Annotated in this window: 17 protein-coding genes and 1 pseudogene; 9 read left to right on the plus strand and 9 right to left on the minus strand. The window is 72.2% G+C overall.

Annotated elements, in window-relative coordinates; translation table 11 throughout:
• The first annotated feature begins 11 nt into the window (after positions 1-11).
• Positions 12-1,535, plus strand: a complete 1,524-nt coding sequence (locus tag AB0D74_RS30250) for an APC family permease (protein WP_362593997.1) — start codon at positions 12-14, stop codon at positions 1,533-1,535.
• Between the two features lie 55 nt (positions 1,536-1,590).
• On the opposite strand, the gene AB0D74_RS30255 is transcribed toward AB0D74_RS30250, so the two are convergent.
• A complete protein-coding gene (locus tag AB0D74_RS30255) occupies positions 1,591-2,085 on the minus strand; it encodes a MarR family transcriptional regulator (RefSeq protein ID WP_362594000.1) in 495 nt (164 codons plus the stop codon).
• A gap of 74 nt (positions 2,086-2,159) precedes the next feature.
• Here AB0D74_RS30255 and AB0D74_RS30260 point away from each other — a divergent pair, with 74 nt between their 5' ends.
• A complete protein-coding gene (locus tag AB0D74_RS30260; RefSeq protein ID WP_362594003.1) occupies positions 2,160-3,098 on the plus strand; it encodes an ABC transporter ATP-binding protein in 939 nt (312 codons plus the stop codon).
• Positions 3,095-4,663, plus strand: a complete 1,569-nt coding sequence (locus tag AB0D74_RS30265; protein WP_362594006.1) for an ABC transporter permease — start codon at positions 3,095-3,097, stop codon at positions 4,661-4,663. Before AB0D74_RS30260 ends, AB0D74_RS30265 begins: the two co-directional genes overlap by 4 nt.
• 6 nt (positions 4,664-4,669) lie before the next feature.
• Here AB0D74_RS30265 and AB0D74_RS30270 read toward each other — a convergent pair whose 3' ends face one another.
• A complete protein-coding gene (locus AB0D74_RS30270) occupies positions 4,670-5,263 on the minus strand; it encodes a Uma2 family endonuclease (RefSeq protein ID WP_362594245.1) in 594 nt (197 codons plus the stop codon).
• Positions 5,264-5,354: 91 nt separating this feature from the next.
• Positions 5,355-6,560 carry a cytochrome P450 gene (locus AB0D74_RS30275; protein ID WP_362594009.1) on the minus strand — a complete coding sequence of 402 codons (1,206 nt, stop codon included), beginning with the start codon at positions 6,558-6,560 and terminating at the stop codon, positions 5,355-5,357.
• A gap of 186 nt (positions 6,561-6,746) precedes the next feature.
• Here AB0D74_RS30275 and AB0D74_RS30280 point away from each other — a divergent pair, with 186 nt between their 5' ends.
• The 3 genes from AB0D74_RS30280 to AB0D74_RS30290 are packed head-to-tail and all read left to right on the plus strand — an operon-like array spanning position 6,747 to position 11,363.
• On the plus strand, positions 6,747-7,667 hold the full coding sequence (locus AB0D74_RS30280) for a chlororespiratory reduction 6 domain-containing protein (RefSeq protein WP_362594012.1): 921 nt from the start codon (positions 6,747-6,749) through the stop codon (positions 7,665-7,667).
• Positions 7,657-10,533 carry a CHAT domain-containing protein gene (locus tag AB0D74_RS30285; protein ID WP_362594015.1) on the plus strand — a complete coding sequence of 959 codons (2,877 nt, stop codon included), beginning with the start codon at positions 7,657-7,659 and terminating at the stop codon, positions 10,531-10,533. The genes AB0D74_RS30280 and AB0D74_RS30285 overlap by 11 nt, the downstream gene beginning before the upstream one ends.
• Positions 10,533-11,363: a hypothetical protein gene (locus AB0D74_RS30290; protein ID WP_362594017.1), complete on the plus strand. Its 831-nt coding sequence runs from the start codon at positions 10,533-10,535 to the stop codon at positions 11,361-11,363. Before AB0D74_RS30285 ends, AB0D74_RS30290 begins: the two co-directional genes overlap by 1 nt.
• Positions 11,364-11,410: 47 nt before the next feature.
• Here AB0D74_RS30290 and AB0D74_RS30295 read toward each other — a convergent pair.
• From AB0D74_RS30295 to AB0D74_RS30305, 3 genes and pseudogenes are all read right to left on the minus strand, one after another.
• Positions 11,411-11,605: pseudogene (locus AB0D74_RS30295) on the minus strand (RICIN domain-containing protein); the annotation flags it as partial.
• 31 nt (positions 11,606-11,636) lie between these two features.
• Positions 11,637-11,819, minus strand: coding sequence for a DUF397 domain-containing protein (locus AB0D74_RS30300; RefSeq protein ID WP_362594020.1), 183 nt, complete (start codon positions 11,817-11,819; stop codon positions 11,637-11,639).
• The gene (locus AB0D74_RS30305; RefSeq protein WP_362594023.1) at positions 11,816-12,670 is read right to left on the minus strand and encodes a helix-turn-helix transcriptional regulator; all 855 of its coding nucleotides are present in this window, start codon (positions 12,668-12,670) and stop codon (positions 11,816-11,818) included. The genes AB0D74_RS30300 and AB0D74_RS30305 overlap by 4 nt, the downstream gene beginning before the upstream one ends.
• Before the next feature lie 224 nt (positions 12,671-12,894).
• Here AB0D74_RS30305 and AB0D74_RS30310 point away from each other — a divergent pair, with 224 nt between their 5' ends.
• The 3 genes from AB0D74_RS30310 to AB0D74_RS30320 all read left to right on the plus strand — a co-directional run bounded on the left by AB0D74_RS30310 (position 12,895) and on the right by AB0D74_RS30320 (position 13,989).
• On the plus strand, positions 12,895-13,311 hold the full coding sequence (locus AB0D74_RS30310; protein WP_362594026.1) for an ATP-binding protein: 417 nt from the start codon (positions 12,895-12,897) through the stop codon (positions 13,309-13,311).
• A gap of 76 nt (positions 13,312-13,387) precedes the next feature.
• Entirely contained in the window at positions 13,388-13,678 is a 291-nt protein-coding gene (locus AB0D74_RS30315; RefSeq protein ID WP_362594029.1) for a hypothetical protein, read from the plus strand.
• A complete protein-coding gene (locus AB0D74_RS30320) occupies positions 13,675-13,989 on the plus strand; it encodes a hypothetical protein (RefSeq protein WP_362594031.1) in 315 nt (104 codons plus the stop codon). Before AB0D74_RS30315 ends, AB0D74_RS30320 begins: the two co-directional genes overlap by 4 nt.
• Before the next feature lie 11 nt (positions 13,990-14,000).
• On the opposite strand, the gene AB0D74_RS30325 is transcribed toward AB0D74_RS30320, so the two are convergent.
• The 3 genes from AB0D74_RS30325 to AB0D74_RS30335 all read right to left on the minus strand — a co-directional run bounded on the left by AB0D74_RS30325 (position 14,001) and on the right by AB0D74_RS30335 (position 17,137).
• Positions 14,001-14,840, minus strand: coding sequence for an MHYT domain-containing protein (locus tag AB0D74_RS30325; protein WP_362594034.1), 840 nt, complete (start codon positions 14,838-14,840; stop codon positions 14,001-14,003).
• A 243-nt stretch (positions 14,841-15,083) separates the two neighbouring features.
• A complete protein-coding gene (locus AB0D74_RS30330) occupies positions 15,084-15,758 on the minus strand; it encodes a response regulator transcription factor (protein WP_362594037.1) in 675 nt (224 codons plus the stop codon).
• Entirely contained in the window at positions 15,755-17,137 is a 1,383-nt protein-coding gene (locus tag AB0D74_RS30335) for a histidine kinase (RefSeq protein WP_362594040.1), read from the minus strand. Before AB0D74_RS30335 ends, AB0D74_RS30330 begins: the two co-directional genes overlap by 4 nt.
• Between the last annotated feature and the right edge of the window lie 75 nt (positions 17,138-17,212).

A 17,212-nucleotide genomic window follows, 5' to 3' on the forward strand; every position in this document is an offset into this window, starting at 1 on the left:
GGGCCACCCCGATGGCAGTGGACGAGGGAGTCGCCCCGGCGACGGAATCAGGCGGGAGCACCGGCGGCGAAGGCGCCGTCCACCGGCTCAAGCCGAACGCGATCGGTTTGCTCGGGGTGGTCTTCATGGCCGTCGCGACCGCCGCGCCGATCACCGCGATGACCGGCAACGTGCCCTTCATGGTGTCGTCGGGCAACGGCATCGGCGCCCCGGCGAGCTATCTCGTCGCAATGGTCGTCCTGGCAATCTTTTCCGTCGGCTTCACGTCGATGGCGAAGCACATCACCTCGACGGGCGCCTTCTACGGCTTCATCTCCTACGGCCTCGGCCGCACCGCGGGCCTCGCCTCGGGGCTGCTCGCGACCTTCGCGTACGCCGTCTTCGAACCGGCGCTGATCGGCATCTTCTCGGTCTTCGCCAACACGACGCTCAAGGACCAGACCGGGCTCGACGTCCCGTGGTGGGCGTTCGCGATCCTGATGCTCGCGATCAACGCGACCGGCACCTGGTTCGGCGTCAGCGTCGCCGAGAAGCTGCTCGTCGTGCTGCTCGGCACCGAGGTGACCGTCCTCGCGGCGATGGCGGTCTCGGTCGCCCTGCACGGCGGCGGCCCGCACGGCTTCACCTTCGGCCCGGTCAACCCGGTCAACGCCTTCAAGGGCACCTCGGCGGGCCTCGGCCTCTTCTTCGCCTTCTGGTCCTGGGTCGGCTTCGAGTCGACGGCGATGTACGGCGAGGAGTCCCGCGACCCGAAGAGGATCATCCCCAAGGCGACGATGATCTCGGTCCTCGGCGTCGGCGTCTTCTACGTCTTCGTCTCCTGGATGGCCATCATCGGCAACGGCGAGTCGGAGGCGGTGAAGGCGGCCTCCTCCGCGAACCCGCTCGCGCTCTTCTTCGACCCGACCGAGCACTACGTCGGCCACTGGGCGGTCGTCCTCATGCAGTGGCTGATGGTCACCGGCTCGCTGGCCTGCGGCATGGCCTTCCACAACTGCGCCGCCCGCTACATGTACGCGCTGGGCCGCGAGGGCGTCCTGCCGAAGCTCCAGCACACCATCGGCCGCACCCACGACAGGCACGGCTCCCCGCACATCGCGGGCCTGGTGCAGACGGTGGTCTCCGCCGTCCTGATCGCCGCGTTCTGGGTCGCGGGCAAGGACCCGTACAACGCCCTCTACGTCCTGCTGGCCATCCTCGGCACGATGGCGATCCTGGTCGTGCAGGCGGTCTGCTCCTTCGCGGTCCTCGTCTACTTCCGCAAGAACCACCCCGAGAGCCGGCACTGGTTCCGGACCTTCACCGCCCCGCTCGTCGGCGGTGTCGCGATGCTCGCCGTGGTCGTCCTGCTGGTGTCCAACATGGGCGTCGCGGCCGGCACCGAGTCCGGCTCACTGCTGCTGAAGGCGACGCCGTGGCTGGTGGCACTGGTGGCGGCGACGGGCATCGGCTACGCCCAGTACCTCAAGCGACGCTCACCGGAGCGGTACGCACTGCTGGGACGCACGGTGCTGGAGGAGACGCGGGAGCGGTAGCGGGCGGCAGGCGAGGGGCGGGGGGTAGCCAGGCTCTGCGTTCCTCGGTGCGGGGTCACCCCTCGCCGAAGAGCCGGTCGCGGTGGACGCGCCAGCGCTCCATCATCCTGGCGATCTCGTCGTCGACGAACTCGAAGAACGCGAGCGTCTCGGCCATCCGCCGCCCCGCCGGGGTGTCGGGGCCGAGGCTGCTCACGCCCTCCCGCAGCGCCCCCTCCCACCGCTTGATCACGGCCTCCCGGTTGGTGAGGGCCTCGTACCACTGGTTGCTGTGCACCCGGTACAGCTCCCGCCGGGAGCCCGGTTCCCGCTCGCGCGCGACCATGTGCTGCTGGGCCAGATAGCGCACCCCGCCGGACACCGCCGCCGGGCTGACCTGCAACTGCTCCCCCAGTTCCGCCGAGGTCAGGGCGCCCGAGTCGGACGACAGCAGGGCCGCGAAGATCCGGGCCGGCATGCGCTGCATCCCGGCCTCGACGAGCTGCGCCGCGAAGCTCTCGACGAACTTCGAGACGGCCTCCTGATCGCGCCCCATCGCATCCGTAGTCATGAGCACCAGCCTAGCGGGGGTTTCCACACTTCCTTAACTTCACAAATTTCTGAAGACAGCGTACGTTCTGAACCATGACGAAGGCCATCACGGTCGCCGGGCTCCACAAGTCCTTCGGCCGCACCCACGCCCTGGACGGCCTCGACCTGGCCGTCGAGGCCGGCGAGGTGCACGGCTTCCTCGGCCCCAACGGCGCCGGGAAGTCCACCACGATCCGGGTCCTGCTCGGCCTGCTGCGCGCCGACTCGGGCGCCGCGCAGATCCTCGGCCGCGATCCCTGGAAGGACGCCGTGGAGGTGCACCGCCGGATCGCCTACGTCCCCGGTGACGTGACCCTCTGGCGCAACCTCTCCGGCGGCGAGGTCATCGACCTCTACGGCCGCCTGCGCGGAGGCCTGGACAGGTCCCGCCGGGCCGACCTGATCGACCGGTTCGAACTCGACCCGACGAAAAAGGGCCGCACGTACTCCAAGGGCAACCGGCAGAAGGTCGCCCTGGTCGCCGCCTTCGCCTCCGACGTCGACCTGCTGATCCTCGACGAACCGACCTCCGGCCTCGACCCCCTGATGGAGGAGGTCTTCCAGCGCTGCGTCGAGGAGGAGCGGGACCGGGGCCGGACGATCCTGCTCTCCTCGCACATCCTCAGCGAGGTCGAGGAGCTCTGCGACCGGGTCAGCATCATCCGGGCCGGCCGGACCGTCGAGTCCGGCTCCCTCGCCGACCTGCGCCACCTCACCCGGACCAGCGTGACCGCCGAACTCGCCGGTCCGCCCAACGGGCTGGCGCACCTCCCCGGCGTCCACGGCCTCGACGTCCAGGGCCACCGGATCCGGCTCCAGGTCGACACCGACCAGCTCACCGCCGTACTCCGCTCGCTCGCCGAGACCGGGGTCCGCTCTCTCACCTCCACGCCCCCGACCCTGGAGGAACTCTTCCTGCGCCACTACCAGGACGAGACCGGCGACGAGACCGGGGACGCGGCCGGGGCCGAGGGCGGGGTGGCCGTCCGATGAGCACCCTCGCCGGCACCGGCACCCTGCTGCGCTTCGCGCTCCGCCGCGACCGCGTGACCACCCCGGTGTGGCTCGCGGTGAACGCGCTGATGGTCCTCTCCATGCCGAACACCCTGAAGAGCCTGTACGGCACGGAAGCCGAACGCACCGACCTGGTGCGCCAGTTGCAGGCCAACGCCTCCTACCGGGCGCTGATCGGCCCGCTCCACGACACCTCGCTCGGCGGCCTCACGGCATGGCGGGTCGGCGTGTACGCCGGGCTCCTCGCGGCCGTGACCGGCCTGCTCGTCGTCGTACGGCACACCCGGGACGAGGAGGAGACCGGCCGCGCGGAACTGGTGGCGTCGGGCGCGGTGGGCCGCCGGGCGTCGCTGACCGCGGCCCTGCTGGCGGCGGCGGTCGCGAACGCCGTGCTCGCCCTGCTCGTCACCGCGGGTCTTGCGGGCCAGGGCACGGCGGGTGCGCTCGCCTTCGGCCTCGGCCTGGGCGCGACCGGCATGGTCTTCGCGACGACGGCGGCGATCGTCGCCCAGCTCACCGAGAGCGCCCGGCTGGCGCGGGGCCTGACGTCGGCGGTCCTGGGCGCGGCCTTCGTGCTCCGGGCGGCGGGCGACGCGGCGGGCGACGACGGCTCGTCGCCGTGGACCTGGCTCTCCCCGCTCGGCTGGCTGGAGAACCTGCGCCCGTTCGCCGCCGAACGCTGGTGGGTGCTCCTGGTCTTCGCGGCGGCGGTGCTGCTGCAGGGCCTCGCGGCCTACGCCCTGGCCGGGCGCCGGGACCTCGGCATGAGCTTCTTCCCCGCCCGCCCCGGCCCGGCCGCAGGCCGCCTAGGCTCCGCCGCCGCGCTCGCCTGGCGGCTCCAGCGGGGCGGTGTGCTCGGCTGGTCGCTCGGCTTCTTCCTGGCCGGCGTGGTCTACGGCGGCCTGACGGACGGCGCGGCCGACCTGGTCGGCGACAACAGGAACGCCCGGGAGATCTTCGAGCGGATGGGCGGCCGGAGCGGGCTGACGGACGCGTTCCTCGCCGCGATGGTCGGGACGCTGGGCCTGGTCGCCGCGCTGTACGTCGTCGCCTCGGTGCTCCGCCTGCACGGCGAGGAGACCTCGGGTCGCGCCGAGCCCCTCCTCGCAGGACCGGTGGGCCGCCTGCGCTGGGCGGCCGGTCACCTGACGATCGCCTTCGCGGGCGCCGCCCTGATCATGCTCCTCGCCGGGGCGGGCTTCGCCGTCGGCTACGGCAGACAGGTCGGCCCGGTCCTGGGCGCCTGCCTGGTCCAGCTCCCGGCGGTGTGGGTGATCGGCGGGGTCGCGGTCCTGCTGTACGGCCTGACGCCCCGCCTCGCCCCGGCCGCCTGGGGCGTCGCCGTGGCCGCCCTCCTGATCGGCTGGGTCGGCCCGGCCCTGAACGCCCCCCGACTCGTCCTGGACCTCTCCCCCTTCGGCCACCTGCCCAAGCTGCCGGGCGGGGGGATGGCGTGGGCGCCGGTGCTGACCCTGACCGGGCTCGCGGTGGTGCTGGCGGGGGCGGGGCTGGCGGGGTTGCGGAGGCGGGATGTGATCAGCTGACGCTGCTCAGTCGATGTAGTCCTTCAGCGTCTCGGTGTCGAGTTCGATGGTGACGGGATCGGGGAGCGTGACCTTGCCACCGAGCTTCACGACATGGATGTCCCGGTATCCGTCCTCCGGGTCGGGCTCGCTGTGCACGAGGATCGACAGGTTGTCGCGGTCGATCAGCAGATAGACCGGGATACCGGCCTCGGCATAGGCGCGAGGTTTCTCGACCCGGTCCCGGTTGTGAGTATCCGAGTCGTACGACGTGATCTCGACGACCATCAGCACGCCACGGGTTTCAGCCCAGTCTCCCTGTCCTGCGAAGTGACCCACCGGTGCGAGCGCGCCGTCGGGGCGGGCCCGTCCCTTGCGGTACGCCTCCACCTTCAGCCCCTGAGTCGGGTTGAGATCGAGCTCCGGCCTGGCCTGCATGCACTGGCGGAGCAACCACATGATGATCGAGCCGTGGTTGCCGTTCGTCACCTTCTTGACTCCGATCCGTCCGTCGATGAACTCGAGCCTGACGGTGTCGTCGACATGTTCGGCGAATTCCGCGATCCGCTCGAACACGTCCACCGACATCTGGGACGACGCGCGCTCTGCCATAACCGTCATGGTGCCTCCCTTCGCAGGCAGGCACCAGCGTGACGGGGCAGCCGCACCGATCAGGCGGAATGGGTAGGTGATCATCCGAACGGGTGATCACCTACACCTCCACGCGCAGCCCCTCCAGACCCCGGATCACGAAGTTCGGTTTCCGCTCCGGCTCCGCCGCCAGGGTCAGGGTGGGGGCCTGCTCCAGCAGGGCCGTCATCGAGGCCGCCAACTCGATGCGGGCCAGCGGGGCGCCGATGCAGTAGTGGATGCCGGCGCTGAAGGAGATGTGGGGGTTGTCGCGGCGGGTGAGGTCGAGGCGGCCGGGGTCCGGGAAGACGGCGGGGTCGTGGTTGGCGGAGCCGAAGAGCAGGGCGATCTCGGCGCCGCGGGGGACGGTCGTACCGTCGATCTCGATGTCGTCCAGCACCCAGCGTTCGAAGAGCTGGAGCGGGGTGTCGTAGCGCATCAGCTCCTCGATCGCGGTGGGGACCAGGGAGTGGTCGGCGCGCAGGGCGGCGAGCTGGGCGGGGTTGCGGAAGAGGGCGTACCAGCCGTTGACCGTGGCGTTGACGGTCGCCTCGTGGCCTGCGTTGAGGAGCAGGACGGCCGTGGAGATCATCTCCTGCTCGGTGAGGCGGTCGTCGTCCTCGTCGTGGGCGGCGATGAGTCCCGAGATCAGGTCGTCGCCGGGCTCCTTGCGCCGCTCCGCGATGAGTTCGCGCAGGTAGTCGGAGAACTCGACCGAGGCCCGGACCGCCTTCGCCGCCGTGTCCTCGGACGGTTTCAGCTCGTACATGCCGCAGATGTCGGCCGACCAGGGGCGCAGCGGCGCGCGGTCCGCCTCCGGGATGCCCAGCATCTCGGCGATGACGGCGACGGGGAGCGGTTCGGCGACGTCGGCGAGCAGATCGCCGCCGCCCCGCCGGACGAGCCCGTCGACCAGTTCGCCCGCCAGTTTCGCCACGTACGGCTTGAGTCGTTCGACCGTGCGCGGGGTGAACGCCTTCGAGACCAGCCGGCGGATGCGGGTGTGGTCCGGCGGTTCGAGGTCGAGCATGCCGTGGTCGTTGAGCGTGTGGAACGGCTCGTGCTCCGGCACGGGCGCGGTCCGCCCGAACTCCTCGTGCGTGAACCGGTGCTGGTACGCCCGCCCCAGCCGCCGGTCGCGCAGCAGCGCCGAGACGTCGGTGTGGTGCGGAACCAGCCACTGGTTCGTGGGCTCGAAGTACCGCACCCGGCCCTGGGCGCGGAGCTCGGCGTAGGAGGGGTACGGGTCGGCCAGGAAGTCCGGGTCCCAGGGGTCGAAGGCTGCCATGGACGGACGTTAGACCGCCGGTCCCGGCCCTGACCAGGGGGGTCCGGAGGGAGCGGGGTCGACAGCACGTACGTATGGTGCGAACCGGCAGCAAAAACCCGCAGCGCATATAAAATGACGGCGTCGCATCACGGCGGGTTTCCGCCACGGGGGCCGAGCCACGGGGGCCGGGGGACGGGGGCTCGCTTGCCCGCAGCAGAGGGTGACCGGAGCAGAGGCGCGAGAGAACCCACCTTCCAGGAACGCGTCGACGCGCTGTGCGTGTCGGTCGGGGACGGCACCCGGCGGGTGGACCTCAACTCCCTCCGGGAACTGGTCGAGTCCGACCCGGAGCAGACCGCGGTCACGTGCAGGTCGTGTGTCCGCAGGGCCGTCGAGCGGGGCCGCCACTGGCACGGGTACGCGCAGGTCGCACTGACCCTGGCCCAGCTCTACGAGAGCATCTTCGACGACGACACCCTGACCATCTGGGTCACCGACGAGTTCGAGCGGGCCGGTGTCACCGTACGGGAGCCCCGCATGGCCGTCCTCGACCCGGAGACCGGCGGCCTGTCCCGTCCCGAGGACCACCCCGACGACCGTCCCGTGGTCCTCGACGTCGAACGGCGGCTGATCGACTCCGGGGACATCTATCCGCTGGTCTCGTTCTTCTCCCACCACCCCGACCCCGACGGCCAGGACCGGGACCAGGTGCGGCGGCTCCGCGAGCACCGGTGCCGGGTGATGTTCACCTTCGACATCCCGACGACGGACCCCAGGGAGGTGTGGGAGGTTCCGGAGGTGCGGGCCTACGTCGCCCAGCTCGCCGAGCGGATGCCGTACCTCCCCTACTACTTCCTGCCCCGCGAGTTCGGCACGCTGTTCACCTGGCTGGCCTGTCTGGCACCGCAGGAGGCCAGATCCGGCGGCGGCATCCAGCTCCTGCATCCCGACGTCCTGCTGCATGCCGCCCTCGCCTACCACTACACCTGGCGCTTCGCGCAGTGGCTCGGCGACGACCCCGACGCGGTGGTGCGGGACGTGTTCTCGACGCTGCCCGAGGCGTTCATGCCGTACGTCCGCGAGATGCACCGCCGACTGGAGGAGCAGCTCGGCGATGCCCTCTGACGACACCTACGCCCAGCCGTACGCCGACGGGGTCGAGATCGTGACCGCCGTCCTGGACGGGCGGCTGGCCAGGGCCGACGCGGCGGAACTGCTGCGGCGCCCGCTGGCCGGCACGGCCCGGCTGCACCTGCGGCACGCCGAGGTCGTCCGGCTCGGGGAACTCGTCGAGCAGGCGCAGAGCATCGAGCGGACCCGCGCGCTCACCGACCTGGCCGCCGTGGCCGCCGAGCCCCTCGGAGCCGGGGCGCGCGGGAACGTCCTGGGCCAGGGAGCGGCCCGGCTGCTCGACCTCGGGGCGCCGGAGACGGCCCTGGCACTGCTCGACGAGGCCCGGCCGCTGCTGGCCGGCGACGCCCTCCTCGCGCTGGAGGCCGGGAAACTCCGGCTGCGGGCCCTGTGCGACCTCGACCGCCGCACGGACTTCGAACGCGACCTGCCGGCGTTCCTGGCGGAGGCGGAACGCGTCGGCAGCGGCGTCGATCTCTGCACGGTCCTGTACGACCGGGCGCTGCTGGCCTCCCGCGCCGGGGACCACGCAAGCGCCCTGCACAGCGTGCGCGAGGCCCGCCGGATCCGCGCGACGGTCGCCGAGGAGGACAGCGGGTACGTGCGCGGCCCCGCCTCGTTCGCGCTCCAGCACGCCCTGATCGCCCGGCAGAGCGGACGGTTCGAGGAGGCGCTCGGCGCCCTGGAGGACATGCGGGGCCTCGCGCTCGCGGCCGGGCAGCGGCCGGCCGCGGCCTGGGCCCTCAGCGAGCTGGGCATCACCTGGGACCTGCTCGGCGACGCCGGGCGGGCCGAGGAACTCCTGACGGAGGCGGCCGGGGAGGCCGAGCGGATCGGCCGCCGGGACTGGGCCGACCACTGGCGGCACCGGACCCCCGACCAGCCGCGGTACGGCGACGGCGAGGAGTCCGCGCCCTGGCACCGCGCCGCGTCCCTCATGCTCACGGCGCCCGACCGGGCCGCGGACGCCATCCCCCTGCTGCGTACGGCGATCGCCGCGGCGCGCGCCTCCCACCAGCCGGATCTGGAGGCGGACGCCCGCAACCAGCTCGCCGCCGCGTTCCAGCAGTGCGGCCGGCCGGAGCAGGCGCAGCTGGCGCTGCGGGCGGCCGTCGCCGTCACCCGGCGCTCCGGCGACCTGCTGCGCGAGGTCCGCTACGTCACCAACCTCGCCCGCCACCTCCTGTTCGAGGGCGACACCGAGGACGACGTCGAGGACGCCCGGAAGGAGATCGCGTCGGCCCTCGAACTCGGTGAGCGGCTGCGCGCGGACGCGGCCACCGTCGAACTCGGCCAGAACGTCGCCATCACCCTCGCCCGCGCCTACGACACCGCGATCCTCGTCGCCGCCGCCCTGTACGAGGTCGGGCTCGACGCGGCCGACCCGGTCTATGCCGGCCTCGCGCGCAGGCAGCCCGAGGCGCTGCTGGAGCTGGGCCAGCGGGCCCGTGCCGCCACGATGACCGAGGCGCTGCGCGTCGGGCAGGTCGTGGAGCGCCATGCCGACGCGGCCCCCGAGCTGGTGCCGGCGATGCTCGAACTGCGCGCCGCGGAGGCCGCCGTACAGCTGGCAGCTGCGCGGTCCGGGAACCTGGCGCCGGCGCTCTCGGCACGGGACCGGTCCGCGGCACGGCTCACGGCCACCGCTGGTTCCGCCGGGGTGTCCCTGGCGGTGAGCGCCGAGCCGGTACCGGGCGGCGAACTCGCCGCCGCGCTGCGGGCGGGTGAAGTCCTCGTCGACCTGCTCACCGTCCCCGAGGGCGTGGTCATCACCTGCCTCACCCCCGCCGGGCGGTCCGCGGTCGAACTCGTCCGGTGGCCGGAGGAGGACCGGCGCGGCATGCTCCTGCGGCTCAGGCGCGCCTACCGGGAGCGGCTGGGCGCCCACCCCGACGACCTGGCGGAGACCCGGCTGCTGCTCCGGTCCGCCCTGGCCGACCTGGACACGGCCCTGCTGGCCGCGGTGCGGGACACCGTACGGCGGGTGTCCCCCGCCCCGCCCCGGCGGATGCTGGTCAGCCCGGAGAACGAGCTGTTCCATCTGCCGTTCTGGCAGCTGTCGTCCGGGCCGTCCGGGCCGTCCGGCTGCGTTGTGAGCGTCCTGCCCACCCCGGGCGCCCTGCCGCTGCTGCGGGCCCGGCGCCGCGACGGGCGGCGCCCGTGGATCTCGGTGGGCGACCCGTCGGGGACGCTGCGCCATGCCGCCCGGGACCTCTCCCCCGAGCTGGGCTACCGGCCGTGTCCCCCGGAGACCGGGGCGCTGCTGAGCGCGCTGCCCGGCGCAGGCCGCGTCCACTTCGCCTGCCACGGGAGCTTCGACGAGGACAACTCGCACCTGTCGGGGCTGGAGGTGCTCCCGGCCCCTGACGCGGGATCCGATCCGCTGGGGGCGCCACCGCAGGACGGCACCAACCCCCTGGGCCGCTTCACGGTGGCGCAGATCTCCGGCCGGCTGCACCTGCCGCACTGCGCCCTGGTGGTCCTCTCCGCCTGCACGTCGGGCCTGCCCCGGCTGCACCCGGCGAGCGAGTTCACCGGCCTGCCCGGGGCGTTCCTGATGTCCGGCACGCGCAACGTCGTCGCCTCCCTGTGGCCGGCCAGCGACGCGGCGGCGGCCCTGCTGATGCGCTCCTTCTACGCCGCACTGGACGACGACCGTCCCCCCGCCCCCGCCCCCGCCACCCCCACCGGCCCCACCGGCAACCCGTCCGCCGCGCTGGCCGCGGCGCGGCGGCGGCTGGCCGGGACGAGCCGCGCGGAGGCGGCGGAGCTGCTGGGCACCGACGAACTCCCGCCCTTCGACCCGCCGTTCGCGGAGACCGTGTACACCGACTGCTTCCAGCACTACGGAGTCGACTGATGAACGACCCCTCCCGCGCGTTCGTCCGCGCCCTCGCCGGTGTGTGGGGCCCTGACTACTGGGTCACCTGGCATCCCTCGTCCCGGCTGGCGCTCGGCGCCGTCGGCCCGGCCCGGTATCCCGGGATCGTCCCCATCGACAGGCTCCCGGACGACGGCACCGTGCCGCCCGAGGTGCCGCCGAACGGCCGCTCCACCCTGACCTGGAACACGGAGGGGGCCGTCAAGGTCTCCTTCCGGGGGACGGCGGGGGCCGCCGACCCGGTCGGCGCTCTCGCGGACGTGCGGGCGGGCGCCGTCGTGGAGTTCACCCGCAAGAACGCCCTGCTCGTCGTCTACCGGGGGCTGACCGAGACCCGGCTCGCCGACCAGCCGCGGCTGGCGCAGGCGCTGGTCAGGCGCTACTGGGCCGGTGACTGGGACCCCGACTGGTGTGTCGTCAGCCACCTGGTGACGGCGCGGTCCGGCACCGTGCTCATGGCCGCCGACAAGGGCGCCACGGTCGAGCTCGGCGCGAGCGGCTCCGCCACCGCCGGGCCCGCCGCTCTGGCCGACCTGGCCACGCAGGTCAGCGCTACCCGGTCCACCGCGTTGCAGTGCGAGCTGGTCGGCCGGGAGCTGACCCCCTTCTACCGGGTGCTCCGGCTGCGCCGCAGGTTCCTGCGCGGCATCGAAGCCGAGTACGGAGCCCGCGGCCTGCGAACCCCGGCCGACCGCCCGGCCGAAGTACCGCCGAACCTCCTGCACGAGATCGAGAACGCCCCGGACGCCGCCCTGGAACACCCACCCCAGCCGACGCCCCCGCCGGACACCGAGGGAAACCCGGGCTGACACGGGCCGCCCGGCAGGGCTCGGACAGCGGGCAGGTCACCGCTGTTCTGGATGCTCAGGCACCGGTTGTCGGCCTCGGTGCGCAGCCGGTCGCCGTCCTTGCACCAGCGCTGGTTGCCGGTACCGGCGTTGCAGGTCTGCACCTCGACGTTGTCGCCGTCGGAGGCGAGGCACGTGCCGTTGAGGTGCGTGGTGATCTGGAAGTACTGCGGCACCGCCGCCGCCCGGCGGAGCGGTTTCACCGGGTCCGGTTGATCGTCGCGTGGGCCGGCTTCACTCGTCCGACGCGGCCTTGAGGTGCCCGACGAGCGCGGCGAAGGCGGGGGCGGGGAAGGTGAGGGGGGCGCGGGTGGGGGCCTTGGAGTCGCGGACGGCTATGCGGGTGGGGGTGATGGCGATCTCGACACAGGCGTCGCCGTCGCCTCCGCCGGAGTGGCTGGACTTCCGCCAGTTCATCGCAGTTCCTTGGCCAGTCGGTGAATGAAGTCACGCGACGCGGTGGGGTCCAGCGACGCTGACTGCACCCTACGGAAGAGCGTACGAAGCTGTTCCAGTCGTGGCTGCTCATCGATGTACCGCGCGCCCGTGGGGGCATCCCTGAGTGCCGTGTCCAACTGGTGCACCGGAGCGCCCAGATACAGCATCGAGGCCCCGGCGCCCGCGAAGTGCTCCCGCTCGACGGGGATGACCCGCACGGTCACCTGCCTCGCCTCGATCTTGTCCAGGATGAAGCGGAGTTGGGTCAGCGAGGCCTGACGGTCGGACACGTGCACCCGCAGGCCGAACTCGTGGACGATCGTCTCGTACGGGGTCGGGTCGTCGCGCTCGATGACAGCGCGACGCTGCATACGGTGCTCCGCTCTGAGGGCCACTTCTTCCTCTGACAGGCCCGGATTCGTGTAGCCGAACACCGAACGCGCGTAATCGGCGGTCTGCAGCAGCCCAGGGACGTAGTGGATCACTACCTCGCGCAGGTAAGCCGCATGATGCTCGACCTCGGCTCCGTCCAGGAACGCCTGGGGAAGGACGTCCCGGTAGTCCTCCCACCAGCCCCGCGTGCGATCCGTCGCCATCGCGACCAGCGCCTCGACCAAAGGCTCGTCCGTGCAGGCGTAGTTGGCGGCGAGGCGGCGCACCCGCTTGGCGCTCACCCCTACGGTGCCGGACTCGATCTGGCTCATCTGGACGGCGTCGGCCTCCAGCAGCCCGGCCGCTTCCTTGGCCGTCATGCCCGTCGCCTCGCGCAGTTTCCGCAGTTCAGCGCCTAGCCGCACCCGCCGGGCGGTGAGATGCCTCTTCGGCGGCAACCGGGCCTCCTCACTCCAACTTCCCCGTGGACGTACCTCGTTAGAGGGCCAGAATACGGCAGCGGGTTGCACTTTCCTAAGCATAGGAAATACCGTCAGTGACGCGACGCACACGCTGCGAAACCCGGGCCCCCGGAAGCGCACCGCTCCGCCCTGCCACGGCGGCTGCGGCAATGCCACCGTCCGGCGACCGCAACCCCCCACCACCCGAACGGAGTTCACGCATGCCCGAAAGCGGCTCCTGGGAGTACTCCCTCTACCTCCCCAACGACCCCCGAGCCGTCCCGATCTGCCGCCGTACCCTGCGGCTGATCCTCACGATGCACGGCCTGATCTCGCTGGCCGACACGGCGGAACTGCTCGCGGCGGAGCTGGTCACCAACGCCGTACGGCACACCAAGGGTCCGGTGGCCCTGCGGGTGCGCCGGTCGGCCGGGGTGCTGCGGGTGGGCGCATGGGACGCGGATCCCGAGCCTCCCGTCTTTCCCAGCGGGTCGAACGTGCCCGCCGAGGGCGACGAAGAGGACGGCGGCAGAGGCCTCACCCTCGTCCGGGCCTGCTCCGACCTGTGGGGGTGGCAGCCGTTGTCGCGGTTCGGGAACCGGGGCAAGTACGTGTGGTGTGACCTTGTCGCGGCGTGAGGCGCCTGCCGAGGTCCGCCGCCCACGGAGGCGGCCCGGTACGGTGAGAGTCACATCGCGAAACGGAGCCGACGCCATGACCACCCAACCGGAAGCGCCCGGCCAGTCCCAGCTCCCCCCCATGCGCACCATCGGAGAACTCCGTGCCGCGCTCACCATGGGCTACGGCTTTCCCGGCGACGCCGACGACTTCGAGGCCGAGCTGGCGCGCGAGATCAACCATGCCGATCCCGCGGATCTCTCCGGGGTGGTCCGCGTCGTGGAGGAGTTCCGCGGTCGCGTCGTCGCGCGCCAGGACCCCGAGTTCGACACAGCCGTTGCCGCGGCCGTCGCCGGAATCCGCAAGACCCGGGAAAGCGGCCGGTGAGCGACGACCGGTTGCCGGTCGTCGCCGAGATCACCGGCGAGGCGCACGCTCGCTGTCTCGCCATCGGCGGCGGAGCACTGCAGGCGGTCGAGGCGCTGCGAGCCGAACTGGAGAAGAGCCCGGAACTCGGCCGCCGAGCACAGAGCGCCGTCGGGGGCATGAAGATCTACACGACCCGCCTGGAAGGCAACGGAGTCCGGCCCGCGCTCACCGTCACCTACGTCTACGACGCTCCTCCTCCCGAGCCGGGCCTGATCCGTATCGCTCTCGTCTCGCCCGTGCGCTTCGCCGGTGGTGACACCGGACTCTGAGGCGCTCGGGGTCAGGACGTGTAGCGCCGGTCCGCCAGGGACTGCTGGGGGCGGTCGGTGGGGGGCCAGGGCGGGGTGGCGGGGGTGAGGGGTTCCGGGGTGGTCCAGTCGCGTTGGCCGCCCACGACCTCCGGGTCGAACATGACGATCGCCGCCGCCAGGACCAGGGCCGCCACCGGGCCGGCCAGCATGACCAGGAGGAAGGCGAGCAGGCTGGTGGAGGACTGGCCGCCGTTCTGCGCCTGGGCGACGTGGACGCTCACCGCGGCCATGCCGGTGTAGTGCATGGTCGCGACGGCCGCGCCCATCACCAGGCTGGCGCCGACGGTCGCCCAGACCGCGCTGATCGACACCGCCGCCCAGAGCGCGGCGGTCGCGGCGACCACGGCGATCACCACGGAGAGGACGACCACCGCGGTGTTGTAGTGCACGGTGCCGCCGGTGTTCATGGCGGTCATGCCGAGGTAGTGCATCGCCGCGACGCCCAGGCCGGTGAGGACGCCCGCGGTGCCGAGGGTGACGGGGCCCGAACCCCGGTAGCCGACCAGGAAGACGCCGACGGCGACCACCGCGATGCAGACGAGGAGGCTCAGCACCGTCCGGCCCGCGTCGTAGCTGACCAGAGCGCCGTCCACGCTGAAGCCGATCATCGCGATGAAGTGCATGGTCCAGATGCCGCACCCCAGGGAGACCGCGCCCAGGGCAAGCCAGCCGAATCGTTTCTCCCCACGGCCGCGGCCGAGGGAGCGGGTCGTGCAGCGCAAGGCCAGCACGGCACCCAGGCAGGCCATCAGGTACGCGGCTATCGGGGTGATCAGGCCGTAGTGGAATTCGGACACGTCTGCGGTCATCGCGGCAACTTTCTTCACGCGAAACGGGGACGATGGGGAGTGGGAAAGGGTGGGGACGGGAGACAGCGGGAACCAGCCACGTGGCTGGTTCCTTCACCATTCAAACACAACTGGAGCACTCTGTATCCACACCGGTACCGCCCGCGATCGAATCGCAACAACGACTGTGCGCGCCGACTGTGCGCATGGCATGTGCGTTTCCTGTGCGCCCTGCTCGCCCGCACTCCCCCGCACTCCCCGGCGCTACCCCGGTGTCACCAGCCGTGCCTCGTAGGCGAACACCGCCGCCTGCGTACGGTCCCTGAGGCCCAGCTTCACCAGGATCCGGCTGACGTGGGTCTTCACGGTCGACTCGGCCACCACCAGCCGCTCCGCCATCTCCGCGTTGGACAGGCCCTGCGCGATGAGGACCAGGACCTCGGTCTCGCGGTCGGTGAGGCCGCCGTAGGCCGCGTGGGCCGCCGGCATCAGGCGCGGGGTGTCGGAGAGCCTGGAGAACTCCGTGATCAGGCGCCTGGTGACCGAAGGGGCCAGGAGGGCCTCGCCGGCGGCCACCACCCGGACGCCGTCGGCGAGTTGGCGGGCCGAGGCGTCCTTGAGGAGGAAGCCCGAGGCCCCGGCGCGCAGGGCCTGGTAGACGTACTCGTCGAGGTCGAAGGTGGTCAGCACGAGGACCTTCGCCGTGCCGTCGGCGGCGACTATCTCGCGGGTCGCCTCGATGCCGTTCAGCTCGGGCATGCGGATGTCCATCAGGACCACGTCGGGGGCGAGTTCCCGGACCCGGTCCACCGCCTCACGGCCGTTGACCGCCTCGCCGACGACCTCGATGTCCGGCATCGCGTTCAGCAGGACCGAGAAGCCCTCGCGCACCATCATCTGGTCGTCCGCGATCAGTACGCGGATGGCTCGGTCGGTCATGCGTCGCCTTCACGGGTGGTGGCGACGGGGAGGAAGACCGTCACCTCGTAGCCCCCCTCGGGGGTCGGGGCCGCCGTCATCTCGCCGTTCAGCATGGAGACCCGCTCCCGCATGCCGGTGATGCCGTGGCCGGCGCCGGAGCCGGTTCCGGGGGACGGTTCGACGAGGCCGGTCCGCGGCGGCGGGCCGTTGACCACGCGCAGACCCAGGCCGCCGATGACATAGCCGATCTCGACGCGGGCGCCCGCTCCCGGCGCATGGCGCAGGGTGTTGCTCAGCGCCTCCTGGACGATCCGGTACGCCGACAGCTCCACGCCCTGCGGGAGTTCACGGACCGCGCCGGTCACCCCCTTGTCCACGGTGAGGCCCGCCTCCCGCACGTTGTCGAGCAGCGCGTCCAGGTCGGCGAGGGTGGGCTGCGGGGCGTCCGGCGCCTCGTAGTCCTCCGCGCGGACCACGCCCAGCACGCGGCGCAGTTCGGTGAGCGCCGCCACCGCGTTCTCCCGGATCGTGACGAACGCCTTCTCCAGCTCCGGCGGCGGGTTCTCCACCCGGTAGGGGGCGGCCTCCGCCTGGATGGCGACGACGGACATGTGATGGGCCACCACGTCGTGCAGTTCCCGGGCGATCGTCGTGCGCTCTTCGAGGAGCGTGCGCCGGGAACGCTCGTGCGCGGTCACCGTCCGCTGGGCGGTCACCTCCTGCCGGGCCGCGCTGCGGATGTGCCAGACGCTCACGCCGAGCAGGGACAGCGCGGACACGAACAGCAACTGCACGGTGTCGGTGCCGAAGTAGTGGCCGTTGCGGAAACCCGTCTCCGCCATGACGCCGTACACCGCCGTCAGCACCCACATCCAGGTCGCCGTGCGCGGCCTGGTGCGTATCGCCACGATGGTGAGCACGAACAGGTGGCAGGCGAAACTCCCGGGCAGCCAGGGCCACTCGCTGCCCCACTCGCTGCCCAGGACGGCCGCGACCGGGGTCGCCGCCATCGACAGCCAGAACGCGCCGACGGGCCGCACCATGGTCAGCAGCACCGGGACCAGGGCGAGCAGGCCCAGACCCAGGTTGAGCGCCGCGCCGTTGAAGTCGTCGGCGGAGGCGATGAACATCGCGAGGAGACCGGCCGCGCCGATCAGGGCGCGCGGCGCCCAGGCCGCGTACCCCCGCAGCCGGCCGGGGAGAAGGCGGGCGAGGCGGCCGTCGCTGCTCGCCGGGGGCAACGGCCGGTAGGCGAAGGCATCGTGGAACAGGTCCTGCCGCAGCCCGCGCAGGGCGTCCATCGCCGCCCGGAACTCCGGGCTGCGCGGCTTGTACGGCTCGAACGCGCCGTCGGGTGGCTGCGGCGGCAGCGGCTGCGTGTGGGTCGTCTCGGTCACGTACCCGACCGTAGGCGCAGGACGGGGTCACCGTCGTCACCAGTGAGAAGGGTCCTGCGGCCTCCCTCTCAGGGA

Origin of the sequence: Streptomyces sp. NPDC048278 (genome assembly GCF_040652195.1) — a bacterium.
GTDB lineage: Bacteria > Actinomycetota > Actinomycetes > Streptomycetales > Streptomycetaceae > Streptomyces.